Raw genomic sequence first — 15060 nt, forward strand, 5'->3', positions numbered from 1 at the left:
ATCAACGAAATGCCCCTTCCAGAATCTACTCTTTAAGGGAAACTGACACTTGCGAACGAGTCTGGGCAGAAAACCGCCGGCAATTCTTTGCCTCCGGTGAATCAGCGTCCGCTGTGTCCCGACGTTCTGCTGTGCCTCGCGCTTCACCGCCGCCTCAGCATATCCCAGTGTCGGTATCTTCGGCACAGCACGCGGCCGCCGCCGATGTGGCCCCGCCAAGTAACGTCCGGTCGTCATCAGCGCCATCGCGGAAGGCCCCGCCTCAGCCAACAGAACGACCATTTGCAATAAGCCGACCTGATCCCGCCGCCGCGCCAGGAGAAAAATAGCGTCATGGGCGGCGCCGGGGTCATTGACCAGTTCCTCAACGTCTTTACCCAGTACATCGATAGCGGCTTTGGGCTGCTCAAGCCCCAGATGGCCTATCTCGCCACCACGCTGATCGTGATTGACGTGACGCTCGCGGCTTTGTTCTGGTCCTGGGGGAGTGACGAGGACATCATTGGCCGCCTGGTCAGGAAAACTCTGTTCGTCGGCGTCTTCGCCTATCTGATCGGCAACTGGACGACACTTGCCCGCATCGTCTTCCAGAGCTTCGCCGGTCTTGGCCTGCTGGCCTCCGGCACCGGCCTCTCCGAAGCCTCGTTCCTGGAGCCTGGCCGCATCGCCGCGGTTGGCTTTGATGCCGGCAAGCCGATCCTCGCCTCGATTTCCGGCTTGATGGGCTATGTCAGCTTCTTCGAGAACTTCATTCAGATCATCGTGCTGCTGTTTGCCTGGATCGTGGTGATCCTCGCCTTCTTCATCCTGGCGATCCAGCTCTTCGTGACGCTAATCGAGTTCAAGCTGACGACGCTCGCCGGCTTCGTGCTGATCCCGTTCGGCCTGTTCGGCAAGACAGCCTTTGCCGCCGAGCGGGTGCTCGGCAATGTCGTCTCCTCCGGCATCAAGGTGCTGGTGCTCGCCGTTGTCGTCGGCATCGGCTCGACGCTGTTCTCGCAGTTCACTGCCGGCTTCGGCAACGCGCAGCCGACGATCGAGGATGCGATGTCGCTGGTACTGGCGGCGCTTTCGCTGCTCGGGCTTGGTATCTTCTGTCCCGGCATCGCCAATGGCCTGGTCTCCGGCGGCCCGCAGCTTGGCGCGGGCGCCGCCGTGGCCACAGCCGCCGCCGGTGCCGGCATTATCGCCACAGGGGCGGCGGGCGTGGGCATGGCGGCGGGCGGGATTGGCGCCGCTGCCGGTGCCGCCGGTGGCGTTGCCCGTGGCGGTGCGGCCCTCGCAGGCGGCGCGTCGGCTGCCTATGGCGCCGGTGGCGCCTCTGGCGTCATCACCACCGGCGCCGCCAAGACAGCTTCGGCGGTCACCAGCCCGCTGCGCCGCGGCGCAGCCAGCCTCGCCAGCAGCTTTGACGCGGGTGGCAAGGCCGTGACGGGAAGTGGCTCCGCGTCCGGGGGTGAGGCCGGTGCCAGCGGTACGGCCCAGCCGAGCGGATCGGTCAATGACCCGCCCGCTTGGGCGAAACGCATGCAACGCGGCCAGGTGATGAGCCGGGGCGTGTCCGCAGCGACCCATGCCGTTAAATCCGGCGATGCTCATGGCGGCGGTCATTCCGTTGATCTTTCCGAAGGGGAATAGCAGCATGTTCAAGCGCCCTTCCGTGCGATACGGACGCACACCCGAGCCAGCGACGCCCTACCAGAAGGCGGCGCAGGTCTGGGACGAGCGGATCGGCTCCGCCCGCGTCCAGGCGAAGAACTGGCGCCTGATGGCCTTCGGCTCGCTGATCCTCGCGAGCGGCCTCGCCGGCGGGCTGGTATGGCAGTCGGCGCGCGGCACCATTACGCCCTGGGTCGTGCAGGTTGATCATCTGGGCCAGCCTCAGGCGGTGGGACCCGCCACCACCGATTATCAGCCAACCGATCCTGAGATCGCGTATGATCTGGCACAGTTCATCGAAAACGTGCGCGGCCTGCCGGATGATCCTGTAGTGCTTCGCCGGGACTGGCTACGCGCCTATGACTTTACCACCAACCACGGCGCGGCGGCACTGAACAATTATGCCCGCGTCAATGACCCGTTTGCCAAACTTGGCAAGGCGCAGGTCTCGGTCGAGGTTTCCTCCGTCATCCGCGCCTCGCCCAATTCCTTCCGCGTTGCCTGGATTGAGCGGCATTACGAGAATGACCAGCTTGCCGCGACGGTGCGCTGGACCGCCATCCTCACCGTCGTGATCGAGACCCCGCACACTGCCGGCCAGCTGCGCAAGAACCCGCTCGGCATCTATGTCGATGCGATCAGCTGGTCAAAGGAGTTCGGCAAATGAGCGCCCCGCATTCCAACAAAATTGCGCCGCCGGTTTCTAACAATGCGGCTTTTCTGAAGGGCACTATAGTCATTCCGCCGGTTCCAGTAAAACCCGCTCATCCGCGATTCCGGAGCTTTGGTGTTTTGGCTTTGCTGCTTTCCGCAAGCGGACTTGCCGGCTGCACCACGCCACAAAAGCCGCCGGCGATTACCTACGACAACACGTTGCGTCCAGCTGCCTTGCAGCCTGATCCGCCCAAGCCGGTGCGGATCGTCGAGATGCCCACGCCGTTGCCACTGCCTGGCCAGCTCAGGAAATTACCGAAGGAACATTCACCGCCGCCTGAACCGCGCAATCCAAAGGTACGCGTTGCAATTGCCGATGCCGCGGCCCGCGTACAGCCAACCCGCGACGGCTATATCAACGCCGTGCAGGTCTATCCGTATTCCGCTGGCGCGCTCTATCAGGTCTATACCGCGCCGGGCGAGGTGACCGACATCGAGCTGGAGCCAGGCGAGCGGTTGACCGGTTCCGGCCCGGTCGCCGCTGGTGACACGGTACGCTGGATCATCGGCGACACCGAGAGCGGCAGCGGCGCTGCACAGCGTGTGCATATCCTGGTCAAGCCGACCCGGCCCGGCCTCACGACCAACCTCGTGATTAACACTGACCGCCGGACCTATCTGCTGGAGCTGCATTCCGACCGGCACACCTACATGGCCTCGGTGTCCTGGCAGTATCCAGAAGACGCGTTGATCGCGTTGCGGGGCGAGAACGCAGCAGCCAATGCGGCGGCACCCATTAGTGCCGGCGTCGACGTCACACGGCTTCACTTCCGCTACCGCATCACCGGCGATAACCCACCCTGGCGGCCGCTCACCGCCTTTGATGATGGCGCGAAAGTTTATATCGAGATGCCGCCCGGCATTGCCCAAGGCGACATGCCGCCGCTGTTCATCATCGGACCGCAAGGTGATGGCCAGCTGGTCAACTACCGTGTTCACGGCAACTACTACATTGTCGACCGGCTGTTTGCCGCCGCTGAGCTGCGGCTCGGCGGCAAGCATCAGCAGGTGCGGATCGTGCGGACCGATGGAAGGCCGCGATGAGCGGCGCTTCTGATGCCGAGCCACAGGCGGCAGGACATCCGGGACCAGAGCAATATCCCGGATCAGATGGCGAACCGCCCCAATCCCGCAATGAGCCGGGCGCGCCCTTCCGCTTGCGCGCCGAGCGCCCGCGCGTCATGCGGCTTTCGCGCAAGGTGCTCACGGGCGGTTCCGCTGTCGCCATCATCGCAATCACTGGTGCCGTGGTATGGGCATTGCAGGGCAACCATGGCCGCCAGACGCCGCCGCAGGAACTCTACGACACGGATCATCGCACAACCGCAGGCGGCCTTGCCAATCTCCCGAAGGATTATACGGGTCTGCCGAGGCAGGTGCCGCCACTTGGTCCGCCATTGCCTGGCGATCTCGGTCCGCTAATGCTCAATGCGCATACCGCCAGGTCTACAAGCACGGGCAAGGCCAATCCGGAAGCCCAGCGTCTTGCCCAGGAACGCGAGGCGGCTCTAACCAGCCGGCTCTTCGTCCATACCGATGTTCAGCAGCATTCTGGAATGCAGATACAGGCCGCCGCGCCTGCCACCGAGCCGGCACCGCAAGATGGGCCGGCACTGCAAGATGGGCCGGCACTGCAAGATGGGCCGGCACTGCAAGATGAGAGTGCCCCGACATCGGCCAACACAGCCTTCATGCCGGACGGGCAGGACCAGAAGCAGGCCTTTATCAGCGGTGTGGCCGATCAGCGCATCGTCAGTCTGAACCGGCTGGTGGCACCTGCCTCGCCCTACGTGGTGCAGGCGGGCGCCATCATTCCCGCCGCGTTGATCACCGGCATCCGCTCTGACCTGCCTGGCCGGATCACCGCCCAGGTGACGCAGGATGTCTATGACAGCCCGACCGGGGACTTCCTGCTCATCCCGCAAGGTGCGCGCTTGATTGGCCGATACGACAGCCAGATCGCCTTCGGGCAGTCCCGCGTGCTGCTGGTCTGGACCCGGCTGCTCATGCCGAACGGCAAGTCCATCGTGCTGGACCGTCTGCAAGGCATCGACACCGCTGGCTATTCGGGGCTGGAGGATGGTGTCGATAATCACTGGGGCGGGCTGTTCAGGGCGGCGATGCTATCGACGCTGCTCAGCGTCGGCACCCAGGCCGGCACCAGCAACAACGCGAACGATCTGATCCAGGCGATCCGCAGCGGCGCCTCAAACAGTTTCAACCAAACCGGCCAGCAGATCGTCCAGCGCGATCTCCGCATCCAGCCGACGCTCACCATCCGGCGAGGCTTTCCGGTGGATGTCATGGTCAACCGCGACCTGGTGCTGGCGCCTTACAAAGGATGAGCGAGAGCAAAGGACAAGATCGATGGCAAAGCTAAGACTCGGTGCGCTTGCCGATGATAAACCCGTCAAGCTCACCGTGGAGTTGCCGGCTGCCGTGCACCGAGACCTTGTCGCTTACGCGGCAGCACTGGCCCAGGAAACCGGGCAGCCTGTCCATGATCCGGTCAAGCTTATCGCGCCGATGCTGGCGCGGTTCATCGCCGGCGACCGCGGCTTTGCCAAAGCACGGAGGATTACGAAGCAAGGTTCGGCGCCTTCGGCGTCCGCAGCCCCTGCGACATCAACCGCGCCAGACTGAGGAAGCGCCGCAATGCTGGATTGTCGTTCCCCGGCAACCAAATGGCGCTATAGGGCAGCACATCTTCCGGCATAGTGAGTGGCCGGAACACCACGTCCGGATAGCGGGTTCCGGTGGCACCTTCGCTGACGAGGCTCAATCCAAAGCCGAGGGCGACCAGGTGCATCAGGGTTTCCCGAGATACGTCATGGTGTTCGACCGCAGGGCTATGGCCAAGGTTCGCCGAGCGCCGCACGATGTAGTCATGGATCTCAGGGCCGGGTGCATCACGGCTGACGATGAAATGCTCGTCCTTCAGGGCGTTCCAGCCGACGGATGTGCTGCCAGCCAGAACGTGACTCTCCGGCAGAACAGCATGGACCCGCGCCTCCCACAATAGGAGAGTATCGCAGCGCAGCGGCGCAGACCTTCCGGTGACGAACGCGACATCGACCTGGCGCTCCGTGATCCGCGCGATGTGCTCGCTTGCTGAACCTTCAGTGACGTCTATCAAAATGGCCGGATGGGATTCATGAAACGCCCGCAGCAGTTCACGCACGAAACCTGTCGATACCGATGACATGATCCCGATCCGGATTACGCCTTCAATACCGCGCCCCGCGCTGGCCGCGCCCTTCACCGCATGATCAATCTCGGCAAGGCCTGATCGCGCCGTTTCCAGAAACCGCCGGCCAGCTTCGGTCAGCCGGACGCCTATGACATCGCGTTCAAACAGCGAGACGCCAAGCTGATCTTCCAACGCCCGCACCCGGCGGCTGACCGTCGATTGCCGGATGCCGAGAACCTTGGCCGCACGAGTGAAGCTAAGTTGCTCGGCAACCACAAGCGCCTGGGAAATCGACACGAGCTTGACCGCACCAGAAAATACAAGAGGAATAGCCTGGGGCGGAGTTTTGGGCAAAAAAGCTCCGATGCAATATTTACAAGCATCAGCTTTTGTACCGAACATGTTAATAGAAACTTAGCGCTCTTGGAGAGTTATATCTGGCGTGGGTTAAACATATGCACGACCGCCGTGCTTGCGGGCGGTACTGTTGATCGCAGACCCCACCCGCATCACGTCAATAGGCCAACGCGACTGGGCAGTGTGTTGATGTCAACGCGGGTTGGTATGAGTGCCCGGAAGATCCCTTTCATCCTGCGGCTTCGCGAGAACCAGCATGTCGTGCGCGAGGGCTTTGAGACCTGGACGATCGCCGGCATCGCACAGCGCCTAGGGAAGGGTCAGAAAATGATCCTCAAGGGCTGGTGCCGTCTGGGGCAAGGTGCTGGCGAAGGCTCGCCGCGCCTGCGGATCGTCGTGATGCGCTTGCCAACAAACGAGCTTCTGGCACTGGCTTGTTCCAGCAAGCCTCACCACGCGCTGGCCGGCTATCGCCAGAGGTGGACCATCGAGACCATGTTCGCAAATCTGAAAACCAAGGGCTTCAATCTGGAGGACACGCACATCACCGATCCCGGCAAGCTCTCCACCTTGCTGGCTGTGCTCCCCTCCGCTGGCTTTCCAGCAAGCTGCGCTTGCCGGAACCTTGGCCAGCTTCGCCCTGAGCGTGACGATCTGCGTCAAAACCGGCGTCGCGGCCGCTCGGCTCCATCCCAATCAAGAAACATGGCCGCAGAGCTTGGTCGCTCTTTGCGCTCGGCCTCGGCGCGCTCCATAAAATAGCGGCATCCGCAAATCCCGCCGAAATCACCAGCTTCCTTCAACAGCTTCTGTCGTCAAAACTGCCAGCTAATCAATTGAAATTAATGGGTGTCTGACACAGAGTCGAGTACGGTGGGGAAACTGACAGCAGGTCTTGTCATTCGGTAAAGGCTGTGCTGGCAGCGGAAAACAAAGAACCCAAAGAGGCGAAATCGTTATAATAATTACGGATCACGTATCTCTTCGTGTCGCCGGCTTGTCGCAGTTCTTGAAGTAGCGTCGCTGCGCAGAATACCGAGAAATGCGGCCACTGCGCGGGAGCGGTAGCGCTCGGCATGCTGAACGGCACAGAAGGCCCGTGGCGCCAGCGACACCGGCATCGCTTTCAGCGTCCCCGTCCGCAGCGCGCTGGCACAGACGCTTTTTGACAATATGGCTGCCCCCGCATCGGCGATAACTGCGGCGAGAACGGCCTCGTTGGACGGCAGTTCGATCACAATCCGCAACTTGTCGTAAGGCACGCCCAGTGTCTTGAGCCTTTGGATGAAAGCCGCGCGCGTTCCGGAACCGTCCTCCCGCAGAACCCAAGTACCCGCCGCCAGGTCTTCAACGCTGAACTTCTTCTGTCTTGCCCATGGATGCTTAGTGCTGACCACCATGACGAGTTGGTCTTGCGCGATCAGTTCGCTAACCAGTTGGGGATGGCTTGCCTCGCCTTCGGGTCCTTCGGTGAAGCCGAGTTCGACCTCACCATCGATGATGGCCTGTGCGACCTGCAACGAATTGCCGACCGACACCGCAAGCGCGAGGCCGGGATAGGATTTGTGGAACTCGACCAGCGGCTCCGGCAGGAAATGGCTGGCAATGGTCTGACTCGCCTTGATTTCGAGCCGCCCGCGCGTCAAGCCGGAAAACTCCCGCATCGCCAGCGCCGCCGCCTCCGCCCGGTTCAGCACGGCACGCGCCTCGGTGAGGAACAGCTTGCCGCCTTCCGTCAGCACGATGCCCCGCCCGACCCGGTGAAACAGCTTGGTGCCGAACTCCCGCTCAAGAGATGCGACCGCAGCGGAAACCGCGGATTGCGTCATGTCCATGGCCTCCGCGGCACGCGTGACATGCTCACGCTCGGCGACAGCCGTAAAAATTTGCAACTGATCAAGCGTCATTCGGTAGGCTTTCACATGTGGTTGAAATCATCCCCAACGAGAGGATCAAGCCGGACCCAGCGGCTTCTTATGTTCTGTTATAACGAATGGTTTGAGAAGTCCAATCATCTTTATTGATTCTTATCGTCCTCCTATATCGGTCTCACACAAGGACGCTAAGTCCTCCCCGACCCCCAACGAGGCCGAGGCTTTTTGAAGGATAATGACGATGTTTACGAAAACTCTGATGGCGGCGGTTGTGGTTGGTGTGTTCGGGCTGGGTGCGGTCGCCCATGCCGATCAGGGCATTGTGGTAATGCCGGCCAACCCGGTGGTTGCTCAAACCATGACGGCCGGCGGCGGCGAGCAGTATCCCAGCTTCGCCAATAACGGCACGCCGGTGGTCTCCGAGCGGGTAATCGCCAGCAACGGCGGGCAGAACTACCCGACCTTCGCCAACCCAACCAATGGCGGCACCAGGGCCGACTATGCGGCGCTCGGCACAGTCAATGGCGGCACCACTACACAATACGCGGCACTCACCGGCTTCAACCATAACGGCGGCTAATCCACGGATAGGCTTGCTGCTCCGGAACCCGGAGCAGCCCGGCAAGGCAAAACAAAAGCCAGCCGGATTCCATCACAAACTTTAGGAGAGTTCCCATGCGTAAACTGATCCAGACCATGACATTCCTCGCGGCTCTTGGCGCGCTTGCGCCCTTCGCGGCGCAGGCCGGGCAGCCAGGATTAACCATGTACCAGCCAGGCCCGCTCATCGTGCACACGCCACAAAGGGCAAAGCAAGCCATAAAGGCAGCTCCCGCACAGGAACAGTTCGCCGTCAGCTCAGACCAGCCAAGCCTGACCATATATCAGCCTTATCCAATGAGTGCACGGGCGCAGTCTTAATCGCCGGTCACTACGAGGTTCAATAAACTTGTGGATACTCCATAAAATCCAAAGCTGCGCGGATTGATATGCATGGAGCGTTCGACATGCTCGCGCGACGCAGCCGAACGCGACAAAGATCCAGGAAGGAACCCAATCGATGACTGAAACACCAGACGTCACCACGGCAAACGATCTCATAACCCCGGCCCTAGGGATCACTCGCCGCAGCGCCGTTGCCATACCGGCCGCCGGAATCGGCGCCGCAATAATCGGCGCGGCATTTGCGTCCACTCGTTCGGCCCAAGCGGCCGATGCAACGATGCCGGAAGGAGCTTTGCTGATCCCGCCGAACGCGACGAAGCTGAAAGCCTTGACATCAGCCTTGGCAAAGGCGCCGCGCCGGCGCAATTTCAAGACCTTGCCGATGATCCTGACCAGCGCGGATGACTGGGACAGCGAGGCGCTGCATCTGCTGTTTGCCTACAAGGGCGGGCCGAAGCAGGTCTGGGACAACACGGCGCTCGACAGCCCTTGGCTCAACGGGATGCGTAATTCGATCAACGCGCAAATCTGGGGCTGGAAGCATCCGGACTTCCTGATGGCCTCCGCCACCCATGGCTCCGCGCATATGGCACTGTACGACGACTATATCTGGGACAAGTATCTCGCCAAGTTCAGCGGCGGCAAGCATAGCGCGAACACCTGGATCAAGCAGCCGGCGGCATCGAAAGCGAGCGCTACCAATTATAATGATTCAAAAGGCGTGTTCTCCCCGCACGACAACAGCATCACCGTGCTGCAGCGCCGGGGCGTGGCGTTCTGCGCCTGCCACAATGAGGTTTGGGAGCTGACGATGGGCATTCTCAAGAAGGGCATCAATCCTGACAAGCTGTCTCATGGAAAGATCGCTGCCGAGTTCACCAATCATTTAATTCCCGGTGCCGTGCTGACGCCGGGCGTGGTCGGCACTATTCCGGAGTTTCAGCTCGCCGGATACCAGTACATCAAGTAAGACGCCCGCTGGCAGAACTGAACCCCGGCGCCTCGATGCCGGGGTCTTCACCACCATCAAGGATAACGTTCCAATGAAGTCTCTCAAAACCAAGCCTCGCGGCTCTGTTCTGGCCACGCTTGCCGGACTCGCCATGATCGGCACGCTGCCATTGGCTCAGGCCGCCGGCACCAGTACGGCTGATACCGGATGGCACGGCAAGGCCGAGGCGCCGCATTATCAAGAAGAGATATTCCCGCCCTGGCAGCATGGCGCCAATGACGATGCTCTCGACAAGGGCTTCAAGTTCACCGTGCCGGAAGTCGATGACATGGCCGACTTCCATGGCAATCTCGATAATCCGAAGCTTATCCTTTATATCGGCGGCAATTACTTCTTCGCGGTCGCGCCCTTGGTGAAAGCTTTCGAGCAGGAACATTCCAAATATAAAGGGCATGTTTTCGTGGTGACGATTCCGCCTGGCCTGGAAGTCAAAGCGATGAAGGCCGGCGGCACCTTCACCTCCGGCAACATGACCTTCACGATCAAGCCTGACGCCTATCTGGCGGGACTGAAGAAGGTAAAATCGCTGATCGCCTCTGGCATGCTGACCGGCCCGGCCATTGCCTATGCGACCAACGACCTCACCATCATGATCCCCAAGGACAATCCTGGCCATATCACCGGGATCAAGGATCTGGCGAAGCCGGGAATCAAGCTCGTCATGCCGAACCCGGCCTTCGAGGGCATCGCCCGGCAAATCGAGGCCTCGCTGAAAAAGGCCGGCGGAGCCACGCTGGAGCAGAAAGTCTATGACACCGGCGTGAAGGACGGCTCAACCATTCTCACCCATATCCACCATCGTCAGACGCCACTTTTTCTGATGCAGGGTCTGGCTGATGCCGGCATCACCTGGAAGTCCGAGGCGATCTTCCAGGAGCAGGCGGGGCACCCAATCAGCAATATCGACCTGCCGGCGAAGTACAACACCACCGCGATCTATGGCGGCGCGCTCGTCAAGGATGCCGCCCATCCGGCAGCGGCGAAAGCCTGGCTTGCCTTTGTTCAGTCACCGACCGCCCTAAAAATCTTTGAGCATTATGGTTTCAAGCCTTATAACAAATCCTGAAGCCAGCCTGTCTGATCGCACCAGGGAGGATCGCTGAAACAGCGTCCCTGGTGCCTTGGCCGATCGTCTTGCCCATCAACACCGCGCTTCATCACTGGGGACCTATCCATGATCGACCTCCACCCGCTCCGAAAGCTTTCTCACCCGCGCGAAGCGATCCGGCAGTTCACGCCGAACTGGTTCACCCTGAACATGGGCACCGGCATCTTGTTCCTGATGCTCGCTCAGTTTCCGTTCTTCGTGTACGGGCTGGCGCCGCTGACGCGCATCCTGTTCTGGGCCGATATCGGGTTCTATCTGCTGTTCTGCGCCATGTTCATCGGGCGCTGGGTGTTCTTCACCAGGGGTGCGCTCAGGCTGCTCGACCATCCGGTGCAGTCGATGTTCCTCGGTGCGATCCCGATGGGCCTGGCACCCATCATCAATGGCGCGGTGAATTTTTATGGCGGCACGCCCTTCGCCGTTCATGCCGCGCTGATTTTGTGGTTCACCGATGCCGCGCTCTCTTTATTTATCGGCTGGCTGGTGCCGTTCTATATGTTCACCCGGCAGTCCCACGCCTTCGAGAACATGACCGGCGTCTGGCTGCTGCCGATCGTGCCGGCTGAGGTCGCCGCGGTCAGCGCCGGAACCATCGCGCCACATTTGCCGGTGCAGACCGCGCAGATGGTGACCATCATTGGCTACGCCTTGTGGGCGATCTCGGTGCCGCTGGCCTTCGGCATCCTCGCCATCCTGTTCCTGCGCCTGGCGCTGCACAAGCTGCCGCATCGCGACATGGCGGTATCGACCTGGCTTGCCCTCGGGCCGATCGGCACCGGCAGCACCGCGCTGATCCTGCTGGGCAATTCCTCCGTCCGGGCCTTCGCGGGCGAGAAATTCTTCCACATGCTGGCCATGGCGCAAGGGATCGGCCTGATCGGCGGCTTGTTTCTTTGGGGGCTGGGGCTGTGGTGGTTCGGCATGGCGGCGCTGATTACGCTCCGCTACGTGAAGGACGGGCTGCCGTTCAACATGGGCTGGTGGGGCTTCACCTTCCCGCTCGGCGTCTATACCGCCTCGACCTTTGCAATATTCGCTGAGACCAAATTCGCCTTCTTCGAATTGTTCGGCGCCGCGCTGGTCGTGCTGCTGGCGTTCTTCTGGATGGTGGTGACGACGCGGACGATGCAAGGGATGTGGAGCGGGCAGCTGTTCAGCGCGCCTTGTCTGACAGGAGAATGCCTCTCCGGCGAAACCGGCTTGCCGATGTTCGATGCGGCGCCGGTTACCGCATCACGCGAACTGCAGGTTCAATGATCACGTACAAGCCTGCCCAGTTGTTCGAGCGGGCCGAAACCGGGTTCTTTCTTGGGCTTGGCGCCTTGCTGATGCTGGCGGCTCTCGTCGCTTTTGGCCAGGCACTCTATCTGATGTTCACCGATGTTGATCATGGCACGACGAATATCGGGTTGATCGCGGTACTTGACCGGGTTCTTCTCGTACTAATGATCATCGAGTTGCTGCACACCGTGCGCATCTCGATCCAGTCGCGGGAGATACGGTGCCAGCCATTCCTGATCATCGGCCTGATCGCCGCTATCCGGCGGGTGCTGGTGGTGACGCTGCAATCCTCGGAAATCTCCACGACCCATGGCTGGTCACCGGCCAGTCAGGGCATGTTCATGGAATCAACCGTCGAGCTCGTGGTGCTCAGCCTGCTGATCGCAACCATGGTCGGCGCCACCTCCATGCTGAAGCGCGCAGATATTACATGATCGACGTTGTACCATCGCCGGCATGCCGCAACCGATCCTGTGAATCGATTGGTTCCATCTTGATGATCGACTTTATGAGTTGGCCGGACAAGCACATGATGCGCCTGACGCCAATGATCATCCGGAGCTTGTAGCAATTGAACAGGATATGAAAACCCAAATCAGCCTTGCGACGCGTTCGAAAACCGCCATTGCGGCGAGGCGGCGTCTGGCTCCGGATAATCTGCATTCCGGCATCGCGCGCCGGCTATGGACCAGCCTGGCCGCGGGCGCCATTGTCATTGCCATCAACAGCTTCATCCTGTTCGCCGCCGACTGGATTCCGCTGGTAACCGCGCATGGCGGATTGCTGAAACTGATCAAGCCGTTCGTCGCGGGTCCGCTGCAAACATCCAGCGTCGCGTCCGTGTGGCGAATGCTCGATCTGCCTGCGCCGCAGACGATGGTTTTCAAGATCGGTTTCCATGTTGCGGTGGGTCTTGCGATGGCCGTTGCGTACGCGTTCGTCTTTGAACCCGTGCTGCGCGGCCCTGCCTGGCTGAAGGGCCTGCTTTATGCGGTGTTTGCCTGGATCATGAACGCCTTCATCGTCCTGCCCTGGATCGGCGAAGGGATTGCAGGGAGCCGCAATCTCAGCCTCGCCGGGATAGAATATTTCGCCTTCGCCCACACCGTGTTCTTCGTGCTTCTGGCGATTTTATACAGACAATTCATGAAGCGACGCGCCCCGAACACAGGCGTCGTATCATGATACGTCCAACTTCGGCTCCCAACGAGGCGCTAACATGAAAAATCAGCTTAAGATTCGATTATTGACTTTGATTGGCGCGGGTCTGCTTAGTCTTTCACTGTCTCTTCATTCAGCACTTGCCAATCCGGACTCACCGGGCGGCAAGAAGATTGCGCTGATAGGCGCAGAGCCAGGAATTCCATCCTGTTCCGCCTGCCATGGCGCGACCGGAGCGGGACAGTTATCGGCAGGGATTCCACGATTGGCCGGCCTCACTGCGCCTTATATTCTCGCGCAGCTGGAGCATTTCCGGCACGGCACGCGCGAAAATGCCTTGATGACGCCCTTTGCGAAAAAACTGAACACCACGCAGATGCAAGCAGTCGCCGAATATTATGCGTCGCTTCCTGTCCCGCGGCCTTCCGGCGCGAACCCGCCGGTGGATCAACAGTTACGAAAGCAGATCACGATGGGCAGTAGCCTCGCCGAAAACGGACTCTCGCAAAGTGCCATGCCCGCATGCGCCGCTTGCCACGGCGAGGCCGGATTGGGTGTCGGCACGTTCTCTCCAGATATTGCGGGCCAATCGGCGGCCTATATCGCCGATCAACTCCATGAGTGGAAAGCAAATGACCGCCGGGATCCGCTAGGGGCATTCATGCGTGCCGAAGCGCTGCATCTTTCACCATCCGACATCAAGGCCGTGGCGGCGTATTTCGCATCGCTGCCCGGCGCATCAACAGCGAAGGGAGCGACAAAATGACGAACCGTACGAAAGTCGCCGTCATCATCGGCGGGATCGGCCTCGCTGCAGCCGCCACTGCAGTCGGCTGGCATGGCAGCCAGCCCTCGCTAGGCATGCCGCGCGCTCATGCCGCGACCGCGACGCAGAAACCGGTTGTCTTCACTCCGCCGCCGGATAGCGAGATTCCGAAGGGCAAATTCGGCGATATGATAAAGCTGGGTGAGAACGTTTTCCGCCATCCGGATATCTATGCGAAATCCTATGTCGGCAATCATCTGCGGTGCAGTAACTGCCATCTCTCGGCGGGACGGCTTGCCGATGCGGCGCCGATGTGGGCGGCCTATTCGGCTTATCCCGCCTATCGCAGCAAGAACGGCAAAGTGAACTCGTTCGAGGAACGCCTGCAAGGATGCTTCCGATTCAGCATGAACGGCAAAGTGCCGAAGCTCGGCAGCAAAACGCTGATCGCTTTGGAAAGCTACTCCTACTTTTTGGCGAAAGGCGCGCCACTCGGCGAAAAACTGGCGGGGCGCGGTTATCCCAAGCTGCCGAAACCGGCTTTGCCTGTCAGCTATAGCCGTGGCGCAGTGGTCTATGCGCAGCATTGCGCGGCTTGCCATGGCGCTACCGGCCAGGGCCAATCCTCCGGCGGCAAAGTCGTGTTCCCCGCGCTATGGGGGCCGCAATCCTTCAACTGGGGCGCCGGCATGGGTTCGGTCAAGAATGCCGCCGATTTTACCTACCAGAACATGCCGCTGGGCATGCCGAAATCATTGACCCAGCAGCAGGCCTGGGATGTCGCGACCTATATCGACAGCCAGGTGCGCCCTGAGGATCCGCGCTATCTCGGCAGCGTCGCCGCGACCCGCAAGAAATTCCACCACACCAAATTCTCGATGTACGGCAAGACAGTGAACGGCGTGCTGCTCGGCCAGCCGGACCAAGCGAAATCGACGCCCGGCGTGTTGCCGAAGTAAGTATACCGCTCTGCTGTAAGTCTCTAACAATGTC

The 15060-nt window shown here is 60.8% G+C and carries 17 protein-coding genes; 15 read left to right on the forward strand and 2 right to left on the reverse strand.

Going from position 1 to position 15060, the window contains the following annotated elements; translation table 11 throughout:
• The first annotated feature begins 333 nt into the window (after positions 1-333).
• Genes trbL through AruPA_RS16885 form a run of 5 tightly spaced genes read left to right on the forward strand, consistent with a single transcriptional unit; the run spans position 334 to position 5016 of the window.
• A complete protein-coding gene (trbL, locus tag AruPA_RS16865; RefSeq protein ID WP_029313417.1) occupies positions 334-1638 on the forward strand; it encodes a P-type conjugative transfer protein TrbL in 1305 nt (434 codons plus the stop codon).
• A gap of 4 nt (positions 1639-1642) precedes the next feature.
• The gene (trbF, locus tag AruPA_RS16870; protein ID WP_029313418.1) at positions 1643-2326 is read left to right on the forward strand and encodes a conjugal transfer protein TrbF; all 684 of its coding nucleotides are present in this window, start codon (positions 1643-1645) and stop codon (positions 2324-2326) included.
• Complete coding sequence (gene trbG, locus AruPA_RS16875; protein ID WP_081849196.1) at positions 2323-3417, forward strand: P-type conjugative transfer protein TrbG; 1095 nt, start codon at positions 2323-2325, stop codon at positions 3415-3417. The genes trbF and trbG overlap by 4 nt, the downstream gene beginning before the upstream one ends.
• The gene (locus tag AruPA_RS16880) at positions 3414-4718 is read left to right on the forward strand and encodes a TrbI/VirB10 family protein (protein ID WP_081849197.1); all 1305 of its coding nucleotides are present in this window, start codon (positions 3414-3416) and stop codon (positions 4716-4718) included. Before trbG ends, AruPA_RS16880 begins: the two co-directional genes overlap by 4 nt.
• 22 nt (positions 4719-4740) lie before the next feature.
• Entirely contained in the window at positions 4741-5016 is a 276-nt protein-coding gene (locus tag AruPA_RS16885; protein WP_076454733.1) for a DUF2274 domain-containing protein, read from the forward strand.
• On the opposite strand, the gene AruPA_RS16890 is transcribed toward AruPA_RS16885, so the two are convergent.
• On the reverse strand, positions 4952-5965 hold the full coding sequence (locus AruPA_RS16890) for a LysR family transcriptional regulator (RefSeq protein ID WP_081849198.1): 1014 nt from the start codon (positions 5963-5965) through the stop codon (positions 4952-4954). The two genes, AruPA_RS16885 and AruPA_RS16890, sit on opposite strands and share 65 nt — an antisense overlap.
• Before the next feature lie 162 nt (positions 5966-6127).
• Here AruPA_RS16890 and AruPA_RS21840 point away from each other — a divergent pair, with 162 nt between their 5' ends.
• The gene (locus tag AruPA_RS21840) at positions 6128-6682 is read left to right on the forward strand and encodes a transposase (RefSeq protein WP_029313426.1); all 555 of its coding nucleotides are present in this window, start codon (positions 6128-6130) and stop codon (positions 6680-6682) included.
• Between the two features lie 203 nt (positions 6683-6885).
• Here the strand turns inward: AruPA_RS21840 and AruPA_RS16900 are convergent, their stop codons facing one another.
• The gene (locus AruPA_RS16900; protein ID WP_051657589.1) at positions 6886-7827 is read right to left on the reverse strand and encodes a LysR family transcriptional regulator; all 942 of its coding nucleotides are present in this window, start codon (positions 7825-7827) and stop codon (positions 6886-6888) included.
• Positions 7828-8035: 208 nt separating this feature from the next.
• Here AruPA_RS16900 and AruPA_RS16905 point away from each other — a divergent pair, with 208 nt between their 5' ends.
• The 9 genes from AruPA_RS16905 (at position 8036) to AruPA_RS16945 (ending at position 15026) form a co-directional block, all read left to right on the forward strand.
• On the forward strand, positions 8036-8374 hold the full coding sequence (locus AruPA_RS16905) for a hypothetical protein (RefSeq protein ID WP_139334170.1): 339 nt from the start codon (positions 8036-8038) through the stop codon (positions 8372-8374).
• A 95-nt stretch (positions 8375-8469) separates the two neighbouring features.
• Positions 8470-8715, forward strand: coding sequence for a hypothetical protein (locus tag AruPA_RS16910; protein ID WP_029313947.1), 246 nt, complete (start codon positions 8470-8472; stop codon positions 8713-8715).
• Between the two features lie 139 nt (positions 8716-8854).
• Positions 8855-9709 carry a hypothetical protein gene (locus AruPA_RS16915; protein WP_051657634.1) on the forward strand — a complete coding sequence of 285 codons (855 nt, stop codon included), beginning with the start codon at positions 8855-8857 and terminating at the stop codon, positions 9707-9709.
• Between the two features lie 73 nt (positions 9710-9782).
• Entirely contained in the window at positions 9783-10817 is a 1035-nt protein-coding gene (locus AruPA_RS16920; RefSeq protein ID WP_029313950.1) for a substrate-binding domain-containing protein, read from the forward strand.
• Positions 10818-10925: 108 nt separating this feature from the next.
• On the forward strand, positions 10926-12116 hold the full coding sequence (locus AruPA_RS16925; RefSeq protein ID WP_051657635.1) for a TDT family transporter: 1191 nt from the start codon (positions 10926-10928) through the stop codon (positions 12114-12116).
• On the forward strand, positions 12113-12574 hold the full coding sequence (locus tag AruPA_RS16930) for a phosphate-starvation-inducible PsiE family protein (protein ID WP_051657636.1): 462 nt from the start codon (positions 12113-12115) through the stop codon (positions 12572-12574). Before AruPA_RS16925 ends, AruPA_RS16930 begins: the two co-directional genes overlap by 4 nt.
• A gap of 148 nt (positions 12575-12722) precedes the next feature.
• Positions 12723-13325: a hypothetical protein gene (locus tag AruPA_RS16935; protein ID WP_029313956.1), complete on the forward strand. Its 603-nt coding sequence runs from the start codon at positions 12723-12725 to the stop codon at positions 13323-13325.
• Positions 13326-13359: 34 nt separating this feature from the next.
• The gene (locus tag AruPA_RS16940) at positions 13360-14067 is read left to right on the forward strand and encodes a c-type cytochrome (RefSeq protein ID WP_035231532.1); all 708 of its coding nucleotides are present in this window, start codon (positions 13360-13362) and stop codon (positions 14065-14067) included.
• Positions 14064-15026, forward strand: coding sequence for a c-type cytochrome (locus AruPA_RS16945; protein ID WP_051657638.1), 963 nt, complete (start codon positions 14064-14066; stop codon positions 15024-15026). Before AruPA_RS16940 ends, AruPA_RS16945 begins: the two co-directional genes overlap by 4 nt.
• The last annotated feature ends 34 nt before the right edge of the window (positions 15027-15060 follow it).

It is taken from the genome of Acidiphilium sp. PA (assembly GCF_026191915.1).
Lineage (GTDB): Bacteria > Pseudomonadota > Alphaproteobacteria > Acetobacterales > Acetobacteraceae > Acidiphilium.

Coding starts and splice junctions, on each gene's coding strand:
- trbL (WP_029313417.1), top strand. CDS start 334: ATGGGCGGCGCCGGGGTCATTGACCAGTTCCTCAACGTCTTTACCCAG.
- trbF (WP_029313418.1), top strand. CDS start 1,643: ATGTTCAAGCGCCCTTCCGTGCGATACGGACGCACACCCGAGCCAGCG.
- trbG (WP_081849196.1), top strand. CDS start 2,323: ATGAGCGCCCCGCATTCCAACAAAATTGCGCCGCCGGTTTCTAACAAT.
- AruPA_RS16880 (WP_081849197.1), top strand. CDS start 3,414: ATGAGCGGCGCTTCTGATGCCGAGCCACAGGCGGCAGGACATCCGGGA.
- AruPA_RS16885 (WP_076454733.1), top strand. CDS start 4,741: ATGGCAAAGCTAAGACTCGGTGCGCTTGCCGATGATAAACCCGTCAAG.
- AruPA_RS16890 (WP_081849198.1), bottom strand. CDS start 5,965: ATGTTCGGTACAAAAGCTGATGCTTGTAAATATTGCATCGGAGCTTTT.
- AruPA_RS21840 (WP_029313426.1), top strand. CDS start 6,128: ATGAGTGCCCGGAAGATCCCTTTCATCCTGCGGCTTCGCGAGAACCAG.
- AruPA_RS16900 (WP_051657589.1), bottom strand. CDS start 7,827: ATGACGCTTGATCAGTTGCAAATTTTTACGGCTGTCGCCGAGCGTGAG.
- AruPA_RS16905 (WP_139334170.1), top strand. CDS start 8,036: ATGTTTACGAAAACTCTGATGGCGGCGGTTGTGGTTGGTGTGTTCGGG.
- AruPA_RS16910 (WP_029313947.1), top strand. CDS start 8,470: ATGCGTAAACTGATCCAGACCATGACATTCCTCGCGGCTCTTGGCGCG.
- AruPA_RS16915 (WP_051657634.1), top strand. CDS start 8,855: ATGACTGAAACACCAGACGTCACCACGGCAAACGATCTCATAACCCCG.
- AruPA_RS16920 (WP_029313950.1), top strand. CDS start 9,783: ATGAAGTCTCTCAAAACCAAGCCTCGCGGCTCTGTTCTGGCCACGCTT.
- AruPA_RS16925 (WP_051657635.1), top strand. CDS start 10,926: ATGATCGACCTCCACCCGCTCCGAAAGCTTTCTCACCCGCGCGAAGCG.
- AruPA_RS16930 (WP_051657636.1), top strand. CDS start 12,113: ATGATCACGTACAAGCCTGCCCAGTTGTTCGAGCGGGCCGAAACCGGG.
- AruPA_RS16935 (WP_029313956.1), top strand. CDS start 12,723: ATGAAAACCCAAATCAGCCTTGCGACGCGTTCGAAAACCGCCATTGCG.
- AruPA_RS16940 (WP_035231532.1), top strand. CDS start 13,360: ATGAAAAATCAGCTTAAGATTCGATTATTGACTTTGATTGGCGCGGGT.
- AruPA_RS16945 (WP_051657638.1), top strand. CDS start 14,064: ATGACGAACCGTACGAAAGTCGCCGTCATCATCGGCGGGATCGGCCTC.